Raw genomic sequence first — 22,503 nt, 5'->3', positions numbered from 1 at the left:
GAAAAACTCGCACCGACTAGTTGGGCCTGCAGCAAAAACGGCATTCACCCACAGCTAAGCTGTGTATGAATGCCGTCGTAGAGCTCGGACCGGCACGATTTTTAAGAATGAATGCCCAGGTTAGCGGGGAAGCCATACGTAAAAGGTGCACCCCTCCCCCTCGCGGCTACTAACGCCTATCGTCCCTCCATGAGCCTCGATAATAGATTTGGCTATCGATAGGCCCAAACCGGCCCCGCCATGCCTGCGCGTCCGCGAAGAATCGACACGGTAAAAGCGATCAAAGACGTGGGGGAGATGGGTATCACTGATCCCTTGCCCGTTATCCTGCACGGACAACTGCACACCGCCATTTTGGCTGCATAGTGAAATCTTGATATGACCCTTTTCCGGGTCCGTATGCTGCACCGCATTATGAAACAGGTTCAAAATCACCTGTTTCATTTTATCCGTATCAAATTTACATTTCATGTTTGGCTCGAGGCATAAGTCCAGCTTCCTGTTGCCGGCCAGAATACGCAGCTGGGGCTCCATATCCCGGACCACGGTATCCAGTAAGCCTTCCTTAAGCTCCATATGAGGCGTGCGGTCCAGTTTGGCCAGGAGAAGAAGATCATGGACCAGTTTGTTAAGGCGGGCCGATTCGCTGTGCATGCTTTTTAAAGCTTTCTGCAGCTGGTCCGGTTGATTGGCCGCACCGCGAAGCAATACCTCTAAAAACCCGTGAATCGAGGTTAGCGGCGTGCGCAGCTCATGAGAGGCATCCGCTATGAAACGGCGCATCTGTTCCTGGGTTTCTTTTTCAGCTTTAAAGGAAGCTTCCAGCCGCTCCAGCATCCCGTTAAAGGATTCTGCCAGGCGATCGATTTCCATCTGCCCCTGCCGGGTGGGAAAACGCCTGGCCAAATTCCCGGCATCGATTTGTTCCGCGGTATCCACCATGTTGATTAACGGAACCAGCGTCCTGTTGAGCACCGGCAGAAAAGCGAGCAAACCGAAGAACATGGCAATAAGAGAAAGGAGCAAAAAGATAAGCAGCTGCCGAAACAGTAGTTCCTTTAGGGGTACGGTTGAAGTACTGACCTGAACAACGCCCAGCATTTCCCCCGGAGCCGAAGGGACAGGTTGTAATACCAGTAATTGTTCGTCCTCCCCGGCGCCGTCAATAACTTTATATTGCAGCCCCGGTCCTTTCTTTAAAACATCTAAATACTCTACCATTTCCAGCCGCGGGGGATCTGATCCGTCAGGTCCACTCGATAAAACGGTAAAATTACCCCTGGCATCAATAAACGCTAGTTTTGTCTCAGGAATAAAAATACGCGGCGGACGCATATTGCCATTTCCCAGGCGGCCCGGGCCGGCTTGCTCCCAGGCAAAGCGAGGAATTGACATGATCTGGCTCTGGAGGCTGGCAGCTTTATTCCTATAAATAAACTCCCGCATGAAAACATATTGAAACAGGCCAATAAGCACCAGCAAAACGGCAAGGATCAGCAGTGACCGGGATAGCAGTTGAACCCGGAGCGAATTGGGAGCAAAAAACAAGCTCAAGGAAATGCTTTTCTTGCGGTTCATGATAAATCAACCCGGTAGCCCGATCCGCGTATGGTTCGTATTAATTGATGATCTTTGTCGTTTAATTTATCCCGCAATGAACGTATGTACACCTCAACTATATTTTCCTCTCCCCCGAAGTCATAACCCCAAACTTTATCCAAAATCATCCTTTTACTTAAAACCAACCCGTGATTGAGAACTAATAATTTGAGGAGTTCATATTCCGTTGGCGAGAGCTCCAAAACCCGGTCTTTGAACTTGATTTCTTTACGGCGGTCATCAATATGAAACGGCCCGATCACCACTTCCCCAAATAAGTTGGGAAATTGATTGCGGACCCTGGCATATATCCTGGCGAGCAACTCCTCAAAACTAAAAGGTTTTACCATGTAATCATCGGCCCCGAGCATGAGCCCCTTCACCCGATCATCTACTTCATCCCTGGCCGTCAGCATAATCACCGCCACATTCTCCATTTTTTTGAGCATCCGGCACACCTCAAAACCGTCCATTCCTGGCATCATGACATCAAGGATAACGACATGGGGCTGGAATTGTTTGAGCAGGGTAATGGCTGTAACGCCGTCCTGGGCGGTCTGTACTTCAAATCCTTCATTTTGCAGACCGAGTTCCAAAAATTGTAGTATATTTGGTTCATCATCCACTACTAATATTTTGATCCCCTTTAATTGTTGCATTCCTGATATACCACCTTCATAGTTATCCTTCTGTTTATATTATCCGTGCCACAACTGAAACTGCACTGAAGGTAAACTGAAAATTTGTTGAATCAATAGTAGTCCTCTCCTTATTCATACTGACAATTTTACAGATGGATTTCACCCTGACAATATCACAGATAGATCACATCTACAAGGGCAGGTAGAAACTGAAGGTACTCCCCTTACCCAGCTGGCTTTCTACCTCCACCCGGCCGCCGTGGGCTTCCACCAGGCTTTTAACTATGGCGAGGCCCAGGCCGCTGCCCCCATCCCGGCGGGAACGGGACTTGTCTACCTTGTAAAAACGTTCCCAGATATAAGGTAGATCTTCCGGAGGAATGCCGCTGCCTGTGTCAGCCACGCTGACCTTAATTTCATTGCCAACCAGTCCGGCTGTTATCCTGATCCTGCCCCCCGGCGGCGTGTGGTGCCGGGCGTTGTCCAGGAGATTGGCCATGATTTGCTCCAGGCGTCCGGCGTCGGCCCGGATCCCCGGTAAAGAAGGCTGTATTTCTACTGCCAGTTCCAGCTTGTGCTCCGCCAGCAAGGGCCGGTATTTCCGGGCCACCCCGGCCAGCAATTCCCCGATATCGACATCGGCCATTTCCAGGGATAGCTGGCCGGCCGCCATTTTATTCAAATCAAACAGGTCATCCACCAGGCGCCGCAAGCGGCCGGCTTCGGTCAGGATAATATTGGTATACTCCTGGCGCTCCTTTTCCCCGGCGGCCAGGCCGTCCGCCAGGGCCTCGGCATAACCCTGGATAAAGCTTAAGGGCGTCCGCAGGTCGTGGGAGACGCTGGCCAGGAATTCCCGGCGCAGTTGCTCCAGTTGTTTTTGGGCGGTTATATCCTGGATAATAGCCACGGCCACCGGTCTACCCGGCTCCTCCCCCTGCAGGGGCGCGGCCCGGACGGCAAAGATTTGCTGCCGCCACCTGATTTCTCCCGCAGCATCTTCGCCTTCTGCGGCTGCCCGCAAGGGTGCCAGCAGTTCTGCCGGCAACGTCGACCCAGGTGGCAGGGACAGCCCCAGGTGCTTTTCCGCCTGGGGATTGGCAAAAAGAACCCGCCCGTCAGGTGCAAAGGCCAGGACGCCGTCAGTCATACCCCTGACCACCCGGTCGAGCTTTTCCTTTTCCCGGGACAGGGCGGCTACGGTCCGGGCCAGTTCCTCGGCAAGAAAATTAAAGCTCCCGGCCAGCTGGCCCAGTTCATCCTCGGAAGTTACCGGCACCCGGCCGCTGAAATCGCCTCGGGCCATCTGCCGGGCCGCCAGGCTCATCTGCTTCAAGGACCTGGTTACCCGACGGGCGGCAAAAAAGGCCAGCAAGGTGGCTAGCAGTACCGCCCCCACGCCGGAATAAAGGATCAGGCGGTCTACAGCCCCTATAGCTGCACTCAGAGAAGCCTCAGGGGCAAACAGGATAACCGCCCCGTTAACACCCCCGGCGTTCTTTATCGGCACGGCCACGATTAACATCCTGGTATTAAAGATGTCCTGGTAACCCCGCTTGATAACCGTATTCCCCGCCAGCACCTGCCGGATTTCGTCACCGTCCAGGTGCATACCGGCTGCCGGCCAGTCGCCGTGCTGGTGCAGGCCATGACTCCAGCCATGGCCCATCCTCATACCCATACCCATACCCATGCCTGTCCCGGCATCACTGCTGCAGGAAATTACCAGGCCGTTGCGGTCAATGATCATCACCCCGGCGCCGGCTACCTTACTGAGAATATCAGCATGAACGGACAGGTTGCCGGCATCAGCACCGGCCAGGCTCTTGGCCAGCTTCTCTCCTGTAGCCAGCATATCTTCCACCTGCTGCCGGTAATAAAAATTACCCAGTAGCTGGTGCAGGGAAAAGCCGATGGCCAGGAGGCTGACCACCACCAGGGAAACCAGGAGCAACCACAACTTGGTAGTAATGCTTTTGCTGATCATGAACCTACCTCAAATTTGTAACCGACACCCCAGACTGTGGTGATAAACCCGCGCTCCCGGCCCAGTTTTTCCCTCAGATTCTTGATATGGGTATCTACCGTCCGTAGGTCGCCGTAAAAATCATAACCCCAGACCTTTTCCAGGATCTTTTCCCGGCTCATGACCTGGCCCGGGTGCCGGGCCAGGAAAAGGAGAAGGTCAAACTCCTTGGGCGTCAGGTTGTTTACCACCCGCCCTTCGACTTTAACCTCCCGGCCGGCAATATCAATGCTGAGGCCGGGAAATTGCAACTGCTCTCCCCGCTGCGGGCTGGCCCCGGCCCGACGCAACAGAGCCTTCACCCGGGCCACCAGTTCCCGGGGACTGAAGGGCTTGACCACATAGTCGTCTGCTCCCAGCTCAAAACCCAATAAACGATCCATTTCTTCTCCCCGGGCCGTAAGCATGATAATGGGCAGGTCCATTTTCTGGCGTACTGCCCGGCAGACACTCCACCCATCGCCGTCGGGCATCATCAAGTCCAGGATGAGGAGATCGTATTTATCCTGCTGGAGTTTCTCCAGGGCCTGGCGACCGGTGGCCGCCTCGGCAACAACCATACCTTCTTTTTCTAAATACAAGCGCACCAGCTGGCGCAGGCCCGCTTCATCGTCGGCTACCAGGATGCGCAACTTTTCCATCTTTGTATACCCCCCTTGGTGTATATAGAGTTCTGCTAAAAATGGCGAATGGGGGTCCTCCCGGATATTATGATAACACACCGGAAGTAAAAAGGGGTAGACACAAAAAACCCCGCAGGTTTTTACCCCTTGTTTGGAGATCCCTGCAGGGTCAAAGCCAATGTATTATCCCTTACACGGTAGCAGAGTGATCCTCGCCCTTTTCCCGTGGTTCTTCCACTTTAATACCAAGCCACTGCAGGCGCTCTACCCAGTCCTGGCTGGATTCCGGCCTGCCGGATGGTGATTGCCGGCTATCCATTCTGTTTAACCCTCCTTAACCTTTAGCTTTCGTTATTATTTTATAATACCTGTATTTCTTTTCGCAAGGGCTAATGATTAAACAGTATTATTTAACTGGCGGGAGGTATAAAATCCCGTATTAGCGGCTTAATCCCAGCCGGCCAGCTTTTGGGGCGACAGGATGGTAATTCGCTGGCGTTCTACTCCCACGGCCCCCAGGCGTTTAAAGTCGCTTAAAATCCGGGCCACCGTCTCCCGGGAAGTACCGATCAGGCTGGCCAGTTCCTGCTGGCTCAAATTGAGATCAATGGTAACACCGTCTTCCCTGGGCGTCCCATAATCCCTGGCCAGCTGGAGCAGGGTGCTGGCCAGGCGACCGTAAGCTCCTTTAAGAGCCAGGTCCCGGATATGTTCCTGGGCCCGGCGCAGGCGTCGGCTCATAACTTTAATGATTTTCACGGCTATTTCCCCGTGCTGGCTGAGAAGCCTTTCCATATCGGCGTTACGAATGATACCTACTTCGGTATCTTCCAGGGTCTCGGCCGTGGCCGGGTAAGGGCCGCCTTCGAATAAAAGGACTTCGGCAAAGATTTCCCCTTCCCGGACGAAGTGCAGGATCTTTTCACGGCCGTCCTCCAGCACCTGGAATAGCTTGATAGCCCCTTTTTTGACAAAATATATAGCGTCGCCGGGCTCGCCTTCCATAAAAATATACATATTTTTACGGTAGCGGCGCAAAAGGGCCAGGGAAGCAATATGCTGTAACTCTTCCGGGCTTAGATCTGCAAATACCGGTACCTGGCGTAAAAATTCCCAGTTCTCGGCCATTTAGCCGCACCTTCTTTTACATCAAAATATTCCCAGGATCATATCACCTTCACTATTTAAATAGGCCATCACTTGATTTTCTTCATTATCAATCTGGCGGATACGCTTGCCTATTTGCAGGGTGCAGTTCGGCCAGATCTTGCCGGTTTTGATTACCCTACCTTCGGCAACCCTTACCAGGGTTTTGGCCCCGCCACTGGAGCCTATTTCTTTGATATACACATCATCACCGGCATAAATGCTGCCGCCCCGAAAAACGCCCTGGATCTCCACCTTGCCCCCGGTTACAATCTCGGTATTAAAACAGCCGCGGCCGGTAACTTTAACCCAACCACTGGCCTGGAGTTTACTGTTGAGGGCATAGCTTAAAGTAATATTGCCTCCCTCACGAGGTATCTGCCGGCAGTAGGCGGCCATCTCCTCGATGGCGGCCGCCATTTGGGCCAGTTTTACCGTATCGAGGCCCTGGATGGCAGCCGGCGTCCCGAAGGCCTGGGCCAGTTCACGCCCCAGCTGGATTAATTTCTGTTCCTCCGGTCCTCCTTCCGCGCTCCTGGTGATTTGCTCCAACCTGGCTGCCAGGGAGGGCAACTTTTTAAACTTATTTTCCACCAGGACACCAAGCAGGTAACCGGTGTTCAGGGAGTAGGCCGGTCCCCTCTGCCTCCTGGCGCCTTGTTCCAGCTGCCCGGCGGCTGCCTGGAGAAGGGATAATTGCTCGACCAGGTCGGCTAAGACTGGCTCTACGCTCTGGTAGATGCTGTTCATACCTCCGGCAATCAAGAGCGAGCCGATGCAGTTGTGGCGAATAAAAATGGATCCCCCCGTGCGAACTGTGGCCTGGGTAACATCACCACCGATTTCGACATCCTGGCTGGCAACCACCTGCATGGTTTCGGTAACATTGCCGGTAATATTGATACAGCCTTTAAACTTGAGGTTACCGGAAGCGAGGTCCACATCTCCCCGGTGTACCAGGACCGGGATAATATCAATTATTACCTTCCCCTTCCGCTGGCTTAACTGGGGACGACCCTCGGCCGTGGCCACACAGCGCCGGCCATCGATAACCTCCGTCCCTTTCCCGGCCACCAGTTCGACATCTTTCGGTTCAGGTGGAGGAATGGCTTTGCCGGTAACCGTCATCCCCGGCTTGCCGGGCCGCGGCGGTATCTTGACGGCCAGGAGGTCGCCAACTGCCGCCGAGGCCCGGACCACCATCTCCCGGTAGTCCACCCGTTCCTCCTCGCCCACTTCTCTTCTAGCAGTTTCACTGGTACAAAAAAGATATTCCACCCGCGCATCTTCAGGGGGGTGGGGCGCCTGGCCCCGGGCAACGACTATCTCCATCTCCCTGGTCGCTGTACACGCCTGCTGGATGGCTTCTTCGTCAATCCCGTAAACAACCTGCTGGCGGTTTAACTCGGCCAGGATCTCCTCCCGGGTAACGGCCGGCTGGACTACATCTACCGGTTCGCCCTTTAATTCCAGGCGGCTGGCCGGGGATTGGTCTTTTAGCTTCCAGGTCCGTTTATAACCTGGCTTAATTGTTAATTTCGCCATCAGGCCATCGCTGGCTACCGACAATTTCCACTCGCCATCTTTTAGCTCCTCCCTGGGCTTGACGGTAATGGTGTCGCCGGCCCGTACGGCTGCCTCGCCGGCTATAGGACGGTCGTTAACATAAAGTTCGAAATGTTCGCCGGGAATAATAGTAGCCGGCAGTTCCCCCCCGCCGATATGAACCTGCCCAGCTTCAACCCAAACATAAGCGGGACGTTCCTCTCCCGCCGGCGTCACGCCGTCACCTGTCTCGATAACCGGCTTGCTTTCTCCGGCAGCCTCCAAATCAGGTTGCGGCTTGCTCTCCTGCCCGGTTACTGCTACTTCCCCGGCAGGCCGGGCCAATATCACCGCCGGCCGGCAGCCTATGCCTAAAAAACCCTTACTCCCGGCATCGATTATTTCCACCGTCAGTTCCTCAGGCAAAACATTAAGGAGATTTGCAGCCCTGCGGATGGCCTCTTCTACCGTATTTCCTTCAACCCTTATACAATCGGCCGCCACAGCCCCCACCTCTGACCAAATTAATGCCTTTATTTAAATTCTCGGTTATATGTGGGAATCCTTTAAAAAAATAACCAGGGGTTATGCACCTGGTTTTAGCCTTGCCTTTGCTGCTGGCATTCCGGGCAGATACCGTAAAACTCCAGGCGGTGATAGATAATTTTACCGCAACCACTGGCTTCAGCTTCTTTTTCCAGTTCGTGGTGCACCGGCATATCGAGGTCCGTAATGCGGCCACACTCCAGACAGACAAAGTGGTAATGATTTTCGGGATTACCGTCATAGCGGCTGTAGGTGCTGCCGTAACTTAATTCCATAATCTCGCCGGCTTCTTTTAAGACTCCAAGGTTACGGTAAACAGTTCCCAGGCTGATATCGGGCAAAATTTTGCGCGCCTGGGCATAAATCCAGTCGGCTGTAGGGTGAGTATCGGTATTACGCAGGATGTCCAGGATTACTTTTTTCTGTTTGGTCATGCGCTTGCCTGTTGGCTCCATAATCCTCACCAGCTTGTTGGTAACAATTATCACTTCTATTGTAAACTAATATTTTACTTTTTGTCAAACTCACCACCCATATCTTTTCCCCATTCAGGTATGGCATCAAGTAGTATTTTCTGGATATCGGCCAGCAGCCGGGCTACCCTTTCTTCGGCGGCAAGATAGGCTGTTATAGAAGGATTGAGGCTGATAATGCGGTAACTTTCCTCCACAGCCTGCTTTAAAGCTGGATCCGGTTCCTTCCCGCTTAAAACGGCCATTTCCAGCTCCAACTGGCGCCGGCGGAAATCCCGCAGCATGTTAAGGTTGGCGGGATTGCTTTCCAGTTTGGCCCGGGCCAGGCGATAATCGCTATATTCGTTACTCCTGCTCAAAGCACGTGCCAGTTCATGGGCACGATCATAAACTTCCATGAGGGGATCACCTCTCTCGCTATTTTACAGGCTGATCCGGCCGCGGTAACCGGCCGCAATAAAGAGGACACCTAAAACCAGCAGGAACAACCCGCAGGCCAGGATTAAATACCGGTAGGCCCGCTGGCTGATAACGCGGCGTCCGGCGGCTATTCCGGCAGCAACCAGCGAGTACCAGCCCAGGTCTGATAAAATATGGCCGCTAAAAAAGAGAGCTACCCCACCGGCACCAAGACGGGCCGCCTGGGCGACAAAGGCGGCGCCGATGGTTGCCCACCAGAGCAACCAGTAGGGGTTGGCCAGGCTGATTAAACCGCCGGCGGTTACTGTACGTAAAACCGGCCGCGGCGGCAGGGCCGGGAGATTATCTTTATCTCCCGGCAAGGTAAACTGGACCTGGCCGGCCATGACGCTAAGGATCATGCCTGTCCCCAACCAGAGCAATACCGCCCCTCCCAGGACGGCTACTACCCTGCTAACCGTGGGATGGGCCAGGAAACTGCCCAGGCCGAGAAGAAGCAGGAACAGCATGAGTAATTCCAGGAGGCCGTGACCCAGGACCAGGAGAGGGCCGGCGCTGGCTCCCCGCCGGGTACTTTCTTCGATGGCCAGGGTCAATAACGGTCCTGGCATCAGGGCGCCGGAAAGCCCTACCATAAAGGCGGTAGTGAACAGGGCCAGCAATTCTGCAGTCAAAAGGTTTCTCTCCTCACCAAAATAACTTTAGCATTGTCGTGCTCGCTCCATGGCCCTCGCGGCGCGGCCTGCGGATCAGCCAGGGCTTAAGGCGGGGTTCCCGGCCTATTCGGCATCCTTGCCTTTAGAATCCGGCCGCAGGCCTCGCTGTCCTCGCCCCCGCTTATCATCCCTCGGCTTCACCTGGGCCGCTTCGCCGCTCGGTAGAAGCTCGCTCGCTTCCGGCAAATGCCAGCCCGTCATTTTTATACTCGCAATAATGGTGGCTCGCCACCAATTCTTATTCGGCACCTGGCGCCTATTTCCTTCCTAACAACGGTACAGAAAAAATACCGGCCAGGTCAGCCACCCTTTTCCTGATAACCTCCCGGTCGGTAGTGTAGAGCTCCAGGTTTTGCATGCGCTCAAAATAAACGGACCCGGAAAAGGTAAAACGCTGGTAGAGCCCATCGCCCTTATCCACCTGGCGGCTGGCATAGGCAATTATATCACCTACAGCCAGGGTAGAAGGCAAAACCAGGAGTTCCCTCCCTGTCAGTAGGCGCACAGCGTTATGACCGGCCAGAGTCCCGGTGACAATGGCCTCGGTATGGCCGACAAAGGGACCGGCCTTTTCCCCGGCACAGAAAACATTGGCCAGGCCCCGTACCTGTAAAGTATCGTCCCGGGGTACCATGGCCAGGAAGCGTACCGAATTGCCGGTGCCGCCGGCATAGGGATCTTCAAAGCGGGCGTTTTCCAGGCCGGCTATCCGGCGCAGGGCTTCCAGGGGGAAAAAGGGAGCCATAAGCTTGGCGTGACCGGTATCCAGGAGGATAACGTTGGCCGCATAGTCGGGCAGGGCATACTGCTGACAGGCCTTGCGCTGAAGCAGTTCGCCTTTAGCTAGCAAACCGGGCGGCACGGGCAGGACGGCCACTCCTTTTTCCTCCAGTTCGGACACCAGCCAGGGAGCCAGGGAACCTTTATGGAGCTTGCAGGACCCGCTTAAGGCTCCGCGGCCGCCGCCCCGCCTCAAAGCCGCATATTCCTTTAACCCAGCCAGGGCGGCCAGGCTCACGCGGCCGCCAAAAGTGGGGCAGCGGTAGATGCACATGGCACACCCATTGCCGTAACGGCGGCAGTTGGCCGGCGGCCCCGCCGTACCGGTAGCGTCGACAAAGGCCTCACCGTGGTAAGTCCGGCCCTCTTCGGTACGGACGGCCTGGAGGCTGTTGTCCGCCACCTGGACGGCAGTCACCCGGCTTAAAGGGCGTACATCAATACCGGCTTCCTGCAAAGCCTGCCGGACCAGGGGTTCAATGCGGGCTACATCGTAAAGCCAGGCATGACGGTGGCCAGCAAAATGGATATTGCGGTGCCGGGCAATGCTGTCGCAAAGCGCGAACAACCTCCCCCCGCCCAGGGTAATCATTTCCTCCGCTGCCGTAAAACGGCCGTTATTGCGCATAATCCCTCCCACCAGGCCGGTGCCCAGGAGCATATCCGTCCGCTCCAGGAGGATTACCTCCGCACCTGCCTGGCGGGCAGCCAGGGCTGCCGCACAGCCCGCCCAACCTCCACCCACTACGATTACCCGGGGCATATTTAGGCCACCTTCCTTCCTGTTCCAGTATACTAAAAAACCCGGCGTTTGCACACCGGGTTTTTCCTGTTATGTAAGGATTAAGCAACCTTTTTCAGCGGATAAAGCCACTAATAACTAGGAGGACAAAGATGCTGTAGAAAGCGCCGCCACCCACCAGGGTGTAGGGCGTCAGGTATTTCTTGCGGCTGATCTGGAGGAACACCAGGCCGGCCGAGGCAATAGCCAGTACGGCACTGATCAACGCTCCCTGGGTTAACTCCCAGCTGGTCATGGTGATACCCACCGCCGGGATCACCGAACTCTGGAAGACCATAGCACCGGTAATATTGCCCAGGGCCAGGGTATCCTTGCCGCGGCCCACCCAGATGATGCTGTTAAATTTCTCCGGCAATTCCGTGGCTATGGGGGCAATAATGAGGGCCAGGACAAAGGGCGGGATGCCCATAATCCGCGCCAGGTCTTCTACCCCGTTGACGAAGAGACGGGCACCCCCGACAATCAACCCCAGGGACAGGATCACCTGGCTTAAAATAACCACCGTAGCCGGCTCAGCTGCTTTCCGAGCCAGGTAAAGGGGGTTCAGCTCCTCCCCTTCTTCCAGGGTATGACCGTTGGTGACCGTCAGGTAAGCATAAATAGCATAGGCTATCACCAGCCCAATAGCAATTATTTGCTTCCAGATGTGGGCCCCCAGGAATGAGGCCAGGACGGCCACGGTATAAACGAGGAGAAAGAAACTTAAATCCCGCCCCATGGTCCTGGTATCCAGGTTCATCCTGGGGAAATTGGGCCGGCGACTGCGATAAGCAATCACAGCAACACCTGTAATGAAGAAGGCCAGGGTACTGAGCATAAAGGGCGCCCCCAGGATGGCACCAATACCTATCTCTTCCCCGGCATGGCCGCCACCGCCGAAGAGAATGGCAACAATCGGGATCATCGTTTCCGGCAGGGCGGTACCTACGGCTGCCAGGATGCTCCCCACGGCGCCTTCTGTTAGTTTTAGCTTCTTACCCAGCCATTCGACACCGTTGGTAAACCCTTCTGCCCCCACAAGGATAACTCCCAGGCTGACTAAAAGCAAGACTACATCCAGCATAGTTTCTCCCTTCTCCTATAATATCTCCTGATTATCTGGCTTTAATAAGAGTAATAAAAAACCCTCATCGCCCTTGCGGGCGGTGAAGGTCTCGCACGTTACCTACCAGGCCCGGGCTTGGCAGCCGTGCTGACGAACCTGGTACCGGAATATCCGGGGCTACTCCCCTTGAACCGCAACTTTCACTATTTTATCATAAAAAGAGTTTTCTCCCCTAACAAGGGTTTATCTAGTCTATAGGTTCCGTCGCCATCTCCCGGCGGCAGAAAGTGGCCAGGCAGGTATAACCAACCCGGCGCAGGAGCTCCCGCGCCCGTTGTCGTTCTCGGGCCACCTCGCCGGGAGCGTGGGCATCCGACCCGATGGTTACGGGGATATTGAGGCTGAAGGCCCGCTCCAACAGTTCCCGGGCCGGGTAAATCTCCCCCACCGGCTTAAATAAGCCGGCAGTATTTATTTCCATAGCCGCACCACTCCCTGCAATCACCTTTAACGCCGGTTCGGCCAGCTCCAGGACCGGCCTCCGGGGCCGGTGGCCGTAAATTTTAATCAGGTCCAGGTGGCCGATGATCTGGAAGAGGCCCGTTGCCGCAGCCCGGGCCACCAGGTCGAAGTAGGTGATATAAAGCTCGTCTATATCCCAGGCGGTAAAGCCCGCCTCCTGGCCCGGGCGGTCGAAATCCCAGTCACCGATGGCATGGACCGAGCCAATGAGGTAATCCCAGGGGCGGCCGGCCAGTTCCCGGCGGTGGTCTTTGCCGGGTCGGAAGTCCACCTCCAGCCCGGCGCGGACGGGCATCCCGGTTACCCGCTCCAGCTCAGGAAAGACGTTGAAATCGAGGCCTTCCAGGTAGCGGTCGTGGTCGGCAAAACCTATTTCCGTAAGGCCGGTAGCCTTAGCTGCTTCTACGTATGGTAAAAGGCGTTCGACGGTATGGGGCGGCCCCACATGGGCCAGCCCGTGAATATGGTAGTCAGCCGGCATGATAAACTCCTTCGAGTATAGCTTCTTGCTAATCGGCCTGGCTTTGTTGAGAGTGAGCGACTTGGCCTGAGCGGCAAAGCGGCCTTGGCGAAGCCAAAGAGCGAGGGCGGGGCCGAGGACAGGATGTCCGAGGCCGGCCTCTGAGGCAAGGATGCCGAATAGGCCGGGAACCCCGCCCGAGCCGGAGGCTGAGCCGTAGGCCGCTCAGCGAAGGCCATGGAGCGAACGAAAACAAAGCCAGCGCCTAAAATACTTATTGAGTAGGACCTTAATACTCGTTCGGCAGCTGCTTCAGCTGGGCCAGGGTGAAGACGGGGCCGTCCAGGCAGACGTAGCAGCTGCCCAGATTACAGCGGCCGCACTTGCCGATGCCGCACTTCATGCGCATCTCCAGGGTGGTGATAATCTGGTCGTCTTTATACCCCAGCTTCTCCATGGACTGGAGGACAAACTTGATCATAATGGGCGGCCCGCAGGTAATAGCTACTCTCCCCGCCGGATCCGGATGCAGCTCTTCCACGAAGGCCGGCACAAAACCCTCATGGCCTTGCCAGCCGGCATCGCCTTTATCCACCGTCACGTCGACCCGGCAGTTTTCCACTCTCGGCCAGTTATTGAAAAGGTCGTCCTTAAAGCAGAGATCAGCCGGCGAGCGGGCACCGTAGATGATCCACAGGTGGCCGTAATCCTGCCGGTGCTCAATGCAGTAATTAATCAGGGAACGTACCGGTGCCAGGCCGATACCGCCGCCGATGAAAAGCAGGTCCTTGCCTTTAAGCTCCTCCACGGGAAAGCCGTTGCCGTAGGGCCCCCGGATACCTACCGTCTGTCCTTCTTCAGCTTCATGGAGGGCATCGGTTAGCATGCCGACCCTTTTAATGGCCAGCTCCAGGTGCTCCGGTCCCTGGGAGGTGATGGAGAACATGGCTTCCCCTACATCCAGCAGGGAGAGCATGGCCAGCTGCCCCGGCAGGGGCGTAAAGGGCTTGCCGCTGTCGGTGGTGATGTGGAAAGTCTTTACATCGGGCGTCTCGTCCACGATCTTGATAATGCGCCCCGTCCTGGGTACCAGGGGGTTGACCCGCGCTGTTTCAGCCATTACAGGGTCACCTCCTTGACCTCACGGATTACCCGGGTAATGTCGACATTCACCGGGCAGCGATCCAGGCAGCGGCCGCAGCCCACACATGCGAACTTGCCGTAGCGTTCCGGAAAATACTGGAGCTTATGCAGGAAGCGGTTGCGCAAGCGCTCCTTTTTCGACGGCCGCGGGTTGTGGCCGCCGGCCATACGGGTATATTCCGAGAACATGCAGGAATCCCAGCAGCGGAATTTGTAGCCGCTGTTGCCCCGGTTTTCGCCCTGGATGTCGAAGCAGTGGCAGGTGGGACAGAGGTAAGTGCAGGCGCCGCAGCCCAGGCACTTGCGGCTGACGGCCGTCCAGTAGGGGTGCTCAAACATTCCCTGCAGTTTTTCCGTTACCCCGCTTACCTCTACTGCCAGGCTTGTTCTGGCTGCTGCCGGTATATTCTCGGAGCCGGCCTCCTGCAGGAGGGAAGAACCTTGGCCCAGCAGTTCCTGGCCTGCCGGGGTGAGGGCTTCCAGGAGGTACCCTTCGGCGACAGGCCACATCTGGACATCGACCCCTTCTGCCCGCCCGGGATCAATACCAAAGGATGTGCAGAAGCAGGTGGGGCTGGCTTCACTACAGGCCAGGGCTACCACGCGGGTATTTTCCCGCCGCTGGCGGTAAAATTCATCTACATACCCGCGGGTCAAGAAAACATCGTCCATAATCAGGAGGCTGCGGGCATCGCAGGAACGGATACCCACCAGCACCCGCTTTTCCTCCAGGGGGGGGACCTCCGTTAGGCTTGCCTCTTTCCCCTGCACCTGGTAACGGTACATGGTTTCGGTCCGGGGGAAGAAGAGATCCTTGGGGGGCTCCAGGGTATTGCCCTCCCCCAGGGTAAGCTTCCCCTGACCCTCCCAGGGCAGGAAAACGCTTACCCCGCCTTTTTCCTGGGGAACAAAAACTTTAGCTCCTGCAGCCCAGGCCTGCAAAAGTTCGGGTAATTTTTCTTTGGCAATTTTTAACATGTCCCCACCTCCCTCCTAGTGAAATTCTTCGGGATCATCAAGTTTATACTGGCCCAGGGGCGGCCGGGCCTCCAAATTTACCCCGGCTTCATATTCGCCAAAGAGCTCGTTCAGGTCTTTGATAATCTTCTTGTTGAGGGTCATAATGGGAATCCCTTCCGGGCAGACCCGCTCGCACTCGCCGCATTCGATGCAGCGGCCGGCTACGTGCATGGCCCGGGTAATGGCAAAAAACATATTTTCGCTGCGGCTCATCTGCTTGCCGCACCAACCGGACTGGCTGCGGTCAAAGATGCACTCGCGGCAGTTGCAGGCCGGGCATATGTTGCGGCAGGCGTAGCAGCGCAGGCAGCGGTCGTATGCACCTGTCCAGAAGGCGTAGCGCTCGTCGGGGGACATGGCTTCCACCCTGGCGACTCCAGCAAACCGGCCCTCCTGGGCATCCGCTGCCTCCCTGATAGCGGTCCCGCCATCCTCCTGGAGGAGCTCATCATAAATTACCGGTTCGGGATGGGTGCAGTAGCGGCACTTCTCGGCCAGGGGTACCTCGCTACGTCTTTCTTCCCCCAGGGCGGCCGCCTGGCGGCCATCCTTCACACCGGGGCATTTAATACCAATTAGGTAGACCTTTTCCCGGTCAATCTGGTTGTCCTGGAGGAGGCGCACAATGCCCCGGGCGTCGCAGCCCTTAACAAAGAGGGCGATTTTCTCCTCCGAGAGCTTGTAGTCCAGGAGGTACTTGGCCAGGTTATTGGTGCAAAACTCATCCCAGACCAGGCGGTCGCAATCCCCCGGGTCGGTGATAAAGACTGGGGGCGACAGGTACCAGAAGGTACCCTTTTCCCAGCCGATTACCATTTTAACCTCGCCCCTGGTCAGTAAGTCCCGGGCCCGGGCACGCATTTGTTCTTGCATGCTGCTCATGCGCCATCCCTCAGCTTTCTGTTGGGCCCCAGAGCCCGGATGTCCTCCGTCATCTGGGTGATTATCTCGGCAAAGCGGGGTCCCTCGGAACCCGACACCCAGCGTGCCTGGAAACGCTCCGGCTCCAGGCCCATGAACTGCAAGACCCGCTGCATGAGGAGGAAACGGCGGCGGGTGAAGTAATTGCCACTAACATAGTGGCAGTCGCCGGGGTGTCAGCCGGCTACCAGCACGCCGTCGGCACCGCGCTGGAAGGCCCGCAGGACAAACTGGGGATTGACCCGGCCGGAACAGGGCACCCGCACGATCCGGGCATTGGCCGGGTACTGCAGGCGGTTAAGGCCCGCCAGGTCGGCACCGGCATAGGCGCACCAGTGGCAGCAAAAGGCGACAATCTTGGGCTCCCAGCCTTTGACTTCGGCCGCTACAGACATACCGCATCCACCTCCGCCAGTATTTGTTCATTGGTGAAGCCTTTGAGGTTCATGGCACTCGACGGGCAGGCCACCGAGCAAGCGCCGCAACCCTGGCAGAGGCCGCTGTTGACCGCTGCCACCCGGCGGCTCACCTGCCTGCCGGCCACCCGTTCAGTAATGGTCTTCATGGAAATGGCCTTGTAGGGGCAGATCGGCTCGCACATGGCACACCCGGCGCAGATGCTTTCATCCACCGCCGCAATCATGGGGTCGGTGGCCATTTCATCTTTAGCGAAGAGCTGGCAGACCTTAACAGCCGCAGCGCTGGCCTGGGATACTGTGTCAGGGATATCCTTGGGTCCCTGGCAGGCCCCGGCCAGGAAGACGCCGGCCGTAAAGGTTTCCACCGGTCTGAGTTTCGGGTGGGCCTCCTGGAAGAAGCCATCTTTATCTACCTGCAGACCCAGCATCTTGGCTACCTGCTCCCATCCTTCGCTGGGTACCATGGCCGTAGCCAGGACGACCATGTCGGCCGCCACCTCCACCTGGCGGCCGAGTAAAGTATCCTCACCGCGGACGATGAGCTTGTCCCCCTCCTGGAAGACGCGGCTCACCCGGCCCCGGACATAGACGGCCCCTTCATGGACAGTACGCTGGAGAAACTCCTCATAAGCCTTGCCGGGGGTGCGGATATCCATATAGAAGACAATGGCCTGGGATTCGGGGATCTTCTCCAGCACCTGGTGGGCGTGCTTGGCCGTGTACATGCAGCAGGCCCGGGAGCAGTAACTTTTACCCTTGGCCTCATCCCGGGAACCAACACATTTAATGAAAACTACCGTTTTGGGTTCTTTGCCGTCCGAGGGCCGGACAATCTTGCCGCCCGTAGGCCCGGAGGCATTGTTCAGGCGTTCAAAGTGCATGCCTGTTATGACATCGGGGTATTTGCCGTAGCCGTACTCACCGTAAACCTCTTCCCATTTAAAGAGGTCATAGCCGGTAGCCACGACAATGGCCCCGAATTTTTCGGTGATAACTTCATCCTGCTGCTCGTAATCTATGGCTTTGGCCGGGCAGACCTTCTGGCAAACACCGCATTTACCCTTCGTAAACTGGCGGCAGTGCTCACGGTCGATAACCGGCACCGCCGGCACCGCCTGGGGGAAGGGCAGGTAAATGGCCTTGCGCTTGCCTAAACCCAGGTCAAACTCGCTGTCCACCCTGGTGGGGCACTTCTCCCAGCAGGTACCGCAGCCGGTACACTTTACAGGGTCCACCGACCGGGCTTTCTTGCGGATCGTTACTTCAAAATTGCCCACATAGCCGGCGACATTCTCTACTTCCGCATAGGTCATTAATTGAATGTTAGGGTGCTGCGCCGCAGCAACCATTTTCGGCGTGCTTATTCAAGCAGAACAGTCCAGGGTCGGGAAGGTCTTGTCCAGCTTGACCATGTTGCCGCCAATGGTCGGCTCGCGGTCCAGGAGCATGACTTCATAACCGGCATCGGCGATATCCAGGGCCGCCTGCATGCCGGCAATACCGGCGCCAATGACCAGCGCCCTCTTGGTAATGGAAATGGTACCGGCAGAGAGGGGAACATTGCGGCGGACTTTGGCCACGGCCGCCCGCACCAGGTCAATGGCCTTTAGTGTTGCTCCTTCCTTATCTTTAGCATGGACCCAGGCGCATTGCTCGCGGATGTTGGCCATTTCAAAGAGGTAAGGATTTACCCCGGCGCTTTCACAAGTTTTCCTGAAGGTGGGTTCATGAAGCCGGGGCGAGCAGGAAGCAACAACCACCCGGTCCAGGCGCTGTTCTTTAATGGCCTTGCGAATTAGTTCCTGCCCCGGATCGGAGCACATATACTGGTAATTGGTGGCATAAACCACGTCGGGAAAACTCCTGGCGGCCTCGGCCACCTTTTTGACATCAACTACCGCAGCAATGTTGGTACCGCAATGGCAGACAAAGACGCCAATACGCTTCATGCCGTTTCCCTCCTTGTGGCAGGATGCCGCAGGATGTCCCTGGCCTCAAGCATTGGGACCGGGTTAACAAAGTGGGTGGTCAGTCCCAGGTCTTTAGGCGCGTAGCCCAAGGCTATACCCATCAGTTCGGTGAAGTAAAAGATGGGCAAATTGATCTGCTCGCCATGGGATGCGGCGGCTTGATTCTGCCGCATGTCCAGGTTTAAGAAGCACAGGGGGCAGGCCGTTACGATACCTTCTGCCCCGGCGTCCCGGGCATGGCGCAGGATCTGAAAGATCATCCGCACTCCGATATCCGTCCGCGCGGTGGCGAGACTCCCGCCGCAGCACTCGGTCTTGTAGGACCAGCTGACGGCCTCGCCGCCCAGGGCTTGAATAAGGTGGTCCATGGTCGTGGGATCTTCCGGGTCGTCAAAAGCCGTAAGTTTAGGCGGCCGGACCAGGAGGCAGCCGTAATAGGCCGCTAGTTTCAGCCCCGTCAGGGGCTTGACCACCTGTTCCTTGATCTTCTCCAGGCCGACCTCATTGACCATAACGTCCAGCAAGGCCCGTGTCCTATTAGTAGCCCGGTAATCCCGGCCGATGATTTCACTGATGGTCGTCCGCATGCTTTCCGACTCCCGCACGGCGGCCTCGGCAGCCCGCAGGCGGTTAAAACAGGCGGCGCAGGGCACGGCAACATCCAGGCCCTCGGCTTCGGCCAGGGCGAGATTGCGGGCCGGCAGGGCCAGGGACAGGAGGTGGTCGTTATTGTGGGCGGCAGTAGCACCACAGCAGCTCCAGTCGGGGATCTCCCACAGCTCCACCCCCAGGTGTCTGGCCACTATTTTAGCCGACTGGTTATATTCTTTGGCCGTAGCCTCCAGGGAACAGCCGGGATAATAGGCGTATTTCAATGCCGGCCACCTCCTTTAGCCCGCACTCGGGCGAAGATGTTCTTCACCTCGGCGATGTTCTTGATCTTCGCTGGTATAGGACTGATTTTACCCTTCAACAGCAAGGGCGGCGCCAGCAGGGCATCCTTAAAGGGCTGACCTGACTGCAGGTTGTACTGGATTATGAGCCCCATCTCGTGGGCGCGGCCGTAACGTTCCAAGCTGCTTAAGAAAGCCTGGTCAAAAATATCCACCTTTTTCTCGTTAATCATCCCCCGGCGGCGAGCTTCCTGGCGTACCGCTTCCATCAACCGCGGCAGGTTGACTTCTCGGGGGCAGCGGGTGTAACAGGCCTGGCAACAGGCGCAGAGCCAGGGGGTATGGCTTTTCAGCGCGTCTTCCCCCAGGCCCAGTTGCAGCAGACGGATAACCTGCCGCGGCGTGTAGTCCATCCATGCGGCTACCGGGCAGCCGGCGGAACACTTGCCGCACTGGTAGCAGTCGCTTAAAGAGACGCCGCTGGCGGCTTCTACCTGTTTCTTTAGAGCCTGGCTTTCCCGTAAAGCACCGGCTAATTCCACCCGTTCCATTCTCCTCACCCTCTCCCTTGTTCCTGCCAGAACTTAAACGGCCACAAAAAACACTCTCTTTAAATATTCTTGCTTACCGGCCAGATTCCTCTTTTTGATAGAAAAAAAGCCAGGCATAAAAAAAAGCCCCCCAACATAAAAGCTAAGGGGTGAAATAATGCTCTTCCCTCTCCTGCAGTTTGCCGCCGGCGTAAGTCTCCTCCTCCTGGGGGTGCAGCTGCTGCGCCGGGGTCTGGTGGCCCTGGGCCGTTCATACCTGGAAATTATGATCCGCCGGGCAACAGCTACGCCCTGGCAGGGCTTCATCTGGGGAACGCTGGCTACCGCCCTGGTCCAGTCCAGCACGGCCGTCACCGTCCTCACCGTGGGGCTGGTAGACGGCGGCGCTATTTCCTTCTATCAAAGCCTGGGGGTAATCCTGGGGGCCAATGTCGGCACCTGTGTTACTGTCCAGTTCCTGTCCCTGAACTTAAGTAAAATTACCCTGCCGCTTTTAGTCGTCGGCATCCCTTTAATTCTAGTCCCCTCCAGCCGGGCTGCCGGGACGGCCTGCGCTGGCACAGGTTTAATCTTCTTCAGCCTGGACCTTATGACTTCCTCTCTCCTGCCTTTTAGGGACAGCCCTGCCCTCCTTGGGCTTTTAAGCATCGCTGCCGCCAGCCCCTGGCAGGGGATCCTGGCGGGAACCCTGCTTACCGGCTTACTCCACTCCAGTAGCGTCGTTGCGGGTATGGCCATGGTCCTGGCCGGCCACGGCGTCCTGCCACCCTCGGGAGCCCTGCATATTGTCCTGGGGGCCAATATCGGCACCTGCCTGACGGCTCTCATTGCCGCCCTCTTTTCCTCCCGGGCGGCCAAAAGGACGGCCCTGGCCCACCTCGTGATCAATGTCACCGGAGCCATCCTCTGCCTGCCCTTCCTGCCCCTAATACTCCAGCTTCTTACCTGGCTCACGCCCGACCTGCCCCGCCAGGTAGCCCACTTCCACACCCTGTTTAACCTGGTCTCTTCCCTGGCTGCCCTGCCCTTTACCAGCCTTCTGGCCAGGCTACTGGAGACATTGCTGCCGGGCTAATTCCGGCCGCCAGTTTTTTACCGGGCCAGACGAAAGATGGCGTAACGCTTTACAAGGTACTGCCAGAGGTCTTCATAAGTATCCCCGCCGAAAAGGACATCCACCAGGCGCCGGGCCACCTCCGGGTTGGCCGTCACCAGCCGGTGCACCACCGGCGTCAGGGCATAGACTACCCTGGCAATACGCCAGGCATAGCCTAGGGGTGGCATTATCTCGGCGTGAATTTTCCTTGTATAATTTTCCAGACCCTCCTGGCCGGCCAGGGCGGCTGAAATCGCCTCTGCCGCCAGGCGGCCGCTCCTTAAAGCATAGTAAATGCCTTCCCCGGAAAAGGGATCCACCAACCCGGCGGCGTCACCGGCCAGCACCGTCCTGCCCGTATGTAAAGTACCGGCCTTACCGCTGGCGGCCGGAATAACGGCACCGCGGCAGCGTATCCCCTCCGGTATTTTCAGCCCCAGGCCCCGGCAGAAGTCATAAAAATAGCGCTGCAGGCCCTTCACCTGCCGGGTAAAAGAGCCAATCCCCACCGATAGGTGGTCCCCCTTGGGAAATATCCAGCCATACCCGGCCGGGATGCCGCCGTAGCTCAAATGCACCCGGCCCCGGTAGGCAGCCAGGACCCCCTCGTCAACCGGAATCTCGCATTCCAAGGTCACACCGGCAGCCGTCCCGGTATTAAAGGGGAGGCTCTTACGCACCAGGCTCCTGGCCCCATCAGCCCCGACCAGGAAATCGCCCTGGATGATACTACCGTCTTCCCCGGAGACTGTCACCCCGGTCGCCGTTTCGGCCACGGCCGTTACCTTATAGCCGTCACGGACTGTGGCCCCGGCGGCGGCCGCCTGCTCCAGCAACCAGGCATCGAGTTTCTCCCTGCTTACCATTTGAATGACCGGCTGCTGGTAAGTTATGCTAATGGGCTTCTCCTGGCGATGGTAAAAAATAACTTCCCGGGTGCTATCTTCCTTTAATTTTTCCCAGCCCGGTTCCAGTTCCCGCAACGCTTTGCCGGTTAAACCGCCACCGCAGGGTTTATAGCGGGGAAATCTGGCCTTATCTAAAAGTAAAACCTTAAGTCCCCGGCGGGCCAGCATGCGGCCGCAGGTACTGCCTGCCGGCCCGGCACCGCAGATTATGACATCATACTTCACGCCCACCTGCTCC

At 56.9% G+C, this 22,503-nt stretch carries 23 protein-coding genes; 1 reads left to right on the top strand and 22 read right to left on the bottom strand.

Annotated elements, in window-relative coordinates; all coding sequences use genetic code 11:
* Nucleotides 1–120: 120 nt before the first annotated feature.
* From E308F_RS14880 to E308F_RS14785, 21 genes are all read right to left on the bottom strand, one after another.
* Nucleotides 121–1,578 carry a sensor histidine kinase gene (locus E308F_RS14880; protein ID WP_141265675.1) on the bottom strand — a complete coding sequence of 486 codons (1,458 nt, stop codon included), beginning with the start codon at nucleotides 1,576–1,578 and terminating at the stop codon, nucleotides 121–123.
* Nucleotides 1,575–2,258, bottom strand: a complete 684-nt coding sequence (locus E308F_RS14875) for a response regulator transcription factor (RefSeq protein WP_141265674.1) — start codon at nucleotides 2,256–2,258, stop codon at nucleotides 1,575–1,577. Before E308F_RS14875 ends, E308F_RS14880 begins: the two co-directional genes overlap by 4 nt.
* A gap of 172 nt (nucleotides 2,259–2,430) precedes the next feature.
* A complete protein-coding gene (locus E308F_RS14870) occupies nucleotides 2,431–4,227 on the bottom strand; it encodes a sensor histidine kinase (protein WP_141265673.1) in 1,797 nt (598 codons plus the stop codon).
* Nucleotides 4,224–4,907 (bottom strand): response regulator transcription factor, encoded by a 684-nt coding sequence (locus E308F_RS14865; RefSeq protein ID WP_141265672.1) that lies wholly within the window; start codon nucleotides 4,905–4,907, stop codon nucleotides 4,224–4,226. The genes E308F_RS14870 and E308F_RS14865 overlap by 4 nt, the downstream gene beginning before the upstream one ends.
* Before the next feature lie 172 nt (nucleotides 4,908–5,079).
* Nucleotides 5,080–5,208 (bottom strand): hypothetical protein, encoded by a 129-nt coding sequence (locus tag E308F_RS16685; RefSeq protein WP_256370609.1) that lies wholly within the window; start codon nucleotides 5,206–5,208, stop codon nucleotides 5,080–5,082.
* Between the two features lie 128 nt (nucleotides 5,209–5,336).
* A complete protein-coding gene (locus E308F_RS14860) occupies nucleotides 5,337–6,017 on the bottom strand; it encodes a Crp/Fnr family transcriptional regulator (protein ID WP_141265671.1) in 681 nt (226 codons plus the stop codon).
* Between the two features lie 21 nt (nucleotides 6,018–6,038).
* Nucleotides 6,039–8,084: a FapA family protein gene (locus E308F_RS14855; protein ID WP_141265670.1), complete on the bottom strand. Its 2,046-nt coding sequence runs from the start codon at nucleotides 8,082–8,084 to the stop codon at nucleotides 6,039–6,041.
* 95 nt (nucleotides 8,085–8,179) lie between these two features.
* On the bottom strand, nucleotides 8,180–8,560 hold the full coding sequence (locus E308F_RS14850) for a Fur family transcriptional regulator (protein ID WP_141265669.1): 381 nt from the start codon (nucleotides 8,558–8,560) through the stop codon (nucleotides 8,180–8,182).
* A 74-nt stretch (nucleotides 8,561–8,634) separates the two neighbouring features.
* A complete protein-coding gene (locus tag E308F_RS14845) occupies nucleotides 8,635–8,997 on the bottom strand; it encodes a YlbF family regulator (RefSeq protein WP_141265668.1) in 363 nt (120 codons plus the stop codon).
* A gap of 24 nt (nucleotides 8,998–9,021) precedes the next feature.
* Nucleotides 9,022–9,693 carry a LysE family transporter gene (locus E308F_RS14840; protein WP_253260490.1) on the bottom strand — a complete coding sequence of 224 codons (672 nt, stop codon included), beginning with the start codon at nucleotides 9,691–9,693 and terminating at the stop codon, nucleotides 9,022–9,024.
* Nucleotides 9,694–9,798: 105 nt separating this feature from the next.
* Entirely contained in the window at nucleotides 9,799–9,984 is a 186-nt protein-coding gene (locus E308F_RS14835) for a hypothetical protein (protein ID WP_141265667.1), read from the bottom strand.
* Between the two features lie 7 nt (nucleotides 9,985–9,991).
* Nucleotides 9,992–11,278, bottom strand: a complete 1,287-nt coding sequence (locus E308F_RS14830; RefSeq protein WP_141265666.1) for an FAD-dependent oxidoreductase — start codon at nucleotides 11,276–11,278, stop codon at nucleotides 9,992–9,994.
* A 94-nt stretch (nucleotides 11,279–11,372) separates the two neighbouring features.
* Nucleotides 11,373–12,380 (bottom strand): sodium:calcium antiporter, encoded by a 1,008-nt coding sequence (locus tag E308F_RS14825; RefSeq protein ID WP_141265665.1) that lies wholly within the window; start codon nucleotides 12,378–12,380, stop codon nucleotides 11,373–11,375.
* Between the two features lie 229 nt (nucleotides 12,381–12,609).
* A complete protein-coding gene (locus E308F_RS14820) occupies nucleotides 12,610–13,365 on the bottom strand; it encodes a histidinol-phosphatase HisJ family protein (RefSeq protein ID WP_141265664.1) in 756 nt (251 codons plus the stop codon).
* Between the two features lie 268 nt (nucleotides 13,366–13,633).
* The gene (locus tag E308F_RS14815) at nucleotides 13,634–14,464 is read right to left on the bottom strand and encodes an FAD/NAD(P)-binding protein (RefSeq protein WP_141265663.1); all 831 of its coding nucleotides are present in this window, start codon (nucleotides 14,462–14,464) and stop codon (nucleotides 13,634–13,636) included.
* Nucleotides 14,464–15,465 (bottom strand): 4Fe-4S dicluster domain-containing protein, encoded by a 1,002-nt coding sequence (locus E308F_RS14810; RefSeq protein WP_141265662.1) that lies wholly within the window; start codon nucleotides 15,463–15,465, stop codon nucleotides 14,464–14,466. Before E308F_RS14810 ends, E308F_RS14815 begins: the two co-directional genes overlap by 1 nt.
* Before the next feature lie 15 nt (nucleotides 15,466–15,480).
* On the bottom strand, nucleotides 15,481–16,389 hold the full coding sequence (locus E308F_RS14805; RefSeq protein ID WP_141265661.1) for a 4Fe-4S dicluster domain-containing protein: 909 nt from the start codon (nucleotides 16,387–16,389) through the stop codon (nucleotides 15,481–15,483).
* Entirely contained in the window at nucleotides 16,386–16,823 is a 438-nt protein-coding gene (locus E308F_RS14800; RefSeq protein WP_172613384.1) for a hydrogenase iron-sulfur subunit, read from the bottom strand. The genes E308F_RS14805 and E308F_RS14800 overlap by 4 nt, the downstream gene beginning before the upstream one ends.
* Nucleotides 16,814–18,796 carry a CoB--CoM heterodisulfide reductase iron-sulfur subunit A family protein gene (locus E308F_RS14795; protein WP_141265660.1) on the bottom strand — a complete coding sequence of 661 codons (1,983 nt, stop codon included), beginning with the start codon at nucleotides 18,794–18,796 and terminating at the stop codon, nucleotides 16,814–16,816. The genes E308F_RS14800 and E308F_RS14795 overlap by 10 nt, the downstream gene beginning before the upstream one ends.
* Nucleotides 18,793–19,692, bottom strand: a complete 900-nt coding sequence (locus tag E308F_RS14790; RefSeq protein WP_141265659.1) for a CoB--CoM heterodisulfide reductase iron-sulfur subunit B family protein — start codon at nucleotides 19,690–19,692, stop codon at nucleotides 18,793–18,795. Before E308F_RS14790 ends, E308F_RS14795 begins: the two co-directional genes overlap by 4 nt.
* Nucleotides 19,689–20,261: a 4Fe-4S dicluster domain-containing protein gene (locus tag E308F_RS14785; protein ID WP_141265658.1), complete on the bottom strand. Its 573-nt coding sequence runs from the start codon at nucleotides 20,259–20,261 to the stop codon at nucleotides 19,689–19,691. Before E308F_RS14785 ends, E308F_RS14790 begins: the two co-directional genes overlap by 4 nt.
* Nucleotides 20,262–20,418: 157 nt before the next feature.
* On the opposite strand from E308F_RS14785, the gene E308F_RS14780 reads away from it, so the two are divergent.
* The gene (locus E308F_RS14780) at nucleotides 20,419–21,336 is read left to right on the top strand and encodes a Na/Pi cotransporter family protein (protein ID WP_141265657.1); all 918 of its coding nucleotides are present in this window, start codon (nucleotides 20,419–20,421) and stop codon (nucleotides 21,334–21,336) included.
* 17 nt (nucleotides 21,337–21,353) lie between these two features.
* Here E308F_RS14780 and E308F_RS14775 read toward each other — a convergent pair whose 3' ends face one another.
* Nucleotides 21,354–22,490, bottom strand: a complete 1,137-nt coding sequence (locus E308F_RS14775) for a geranylgeranyl reductase family protein (protein WP_141265656.1) — start codon at nucleotides 22,488–22,490, stop codon at nucleotides 21,354–21,356.
* Nucleotides 22,491–22,503 lie beyond the last annotated feature (13 nt).

Origin of the sequence: Moorella sp. E308F, assembly GCF_006538365.1 — a bacterium.
GTDB lineage: Bacteria > Bacillota > DSM-521 > Neomoorellales > Neomoorellaceae > Neomoorella.
The sequence above is the reverse complement of the archived record's forward strand: the minus strand, read 5'-3'. Positions and strand labels throughout refer to the sequence as shown.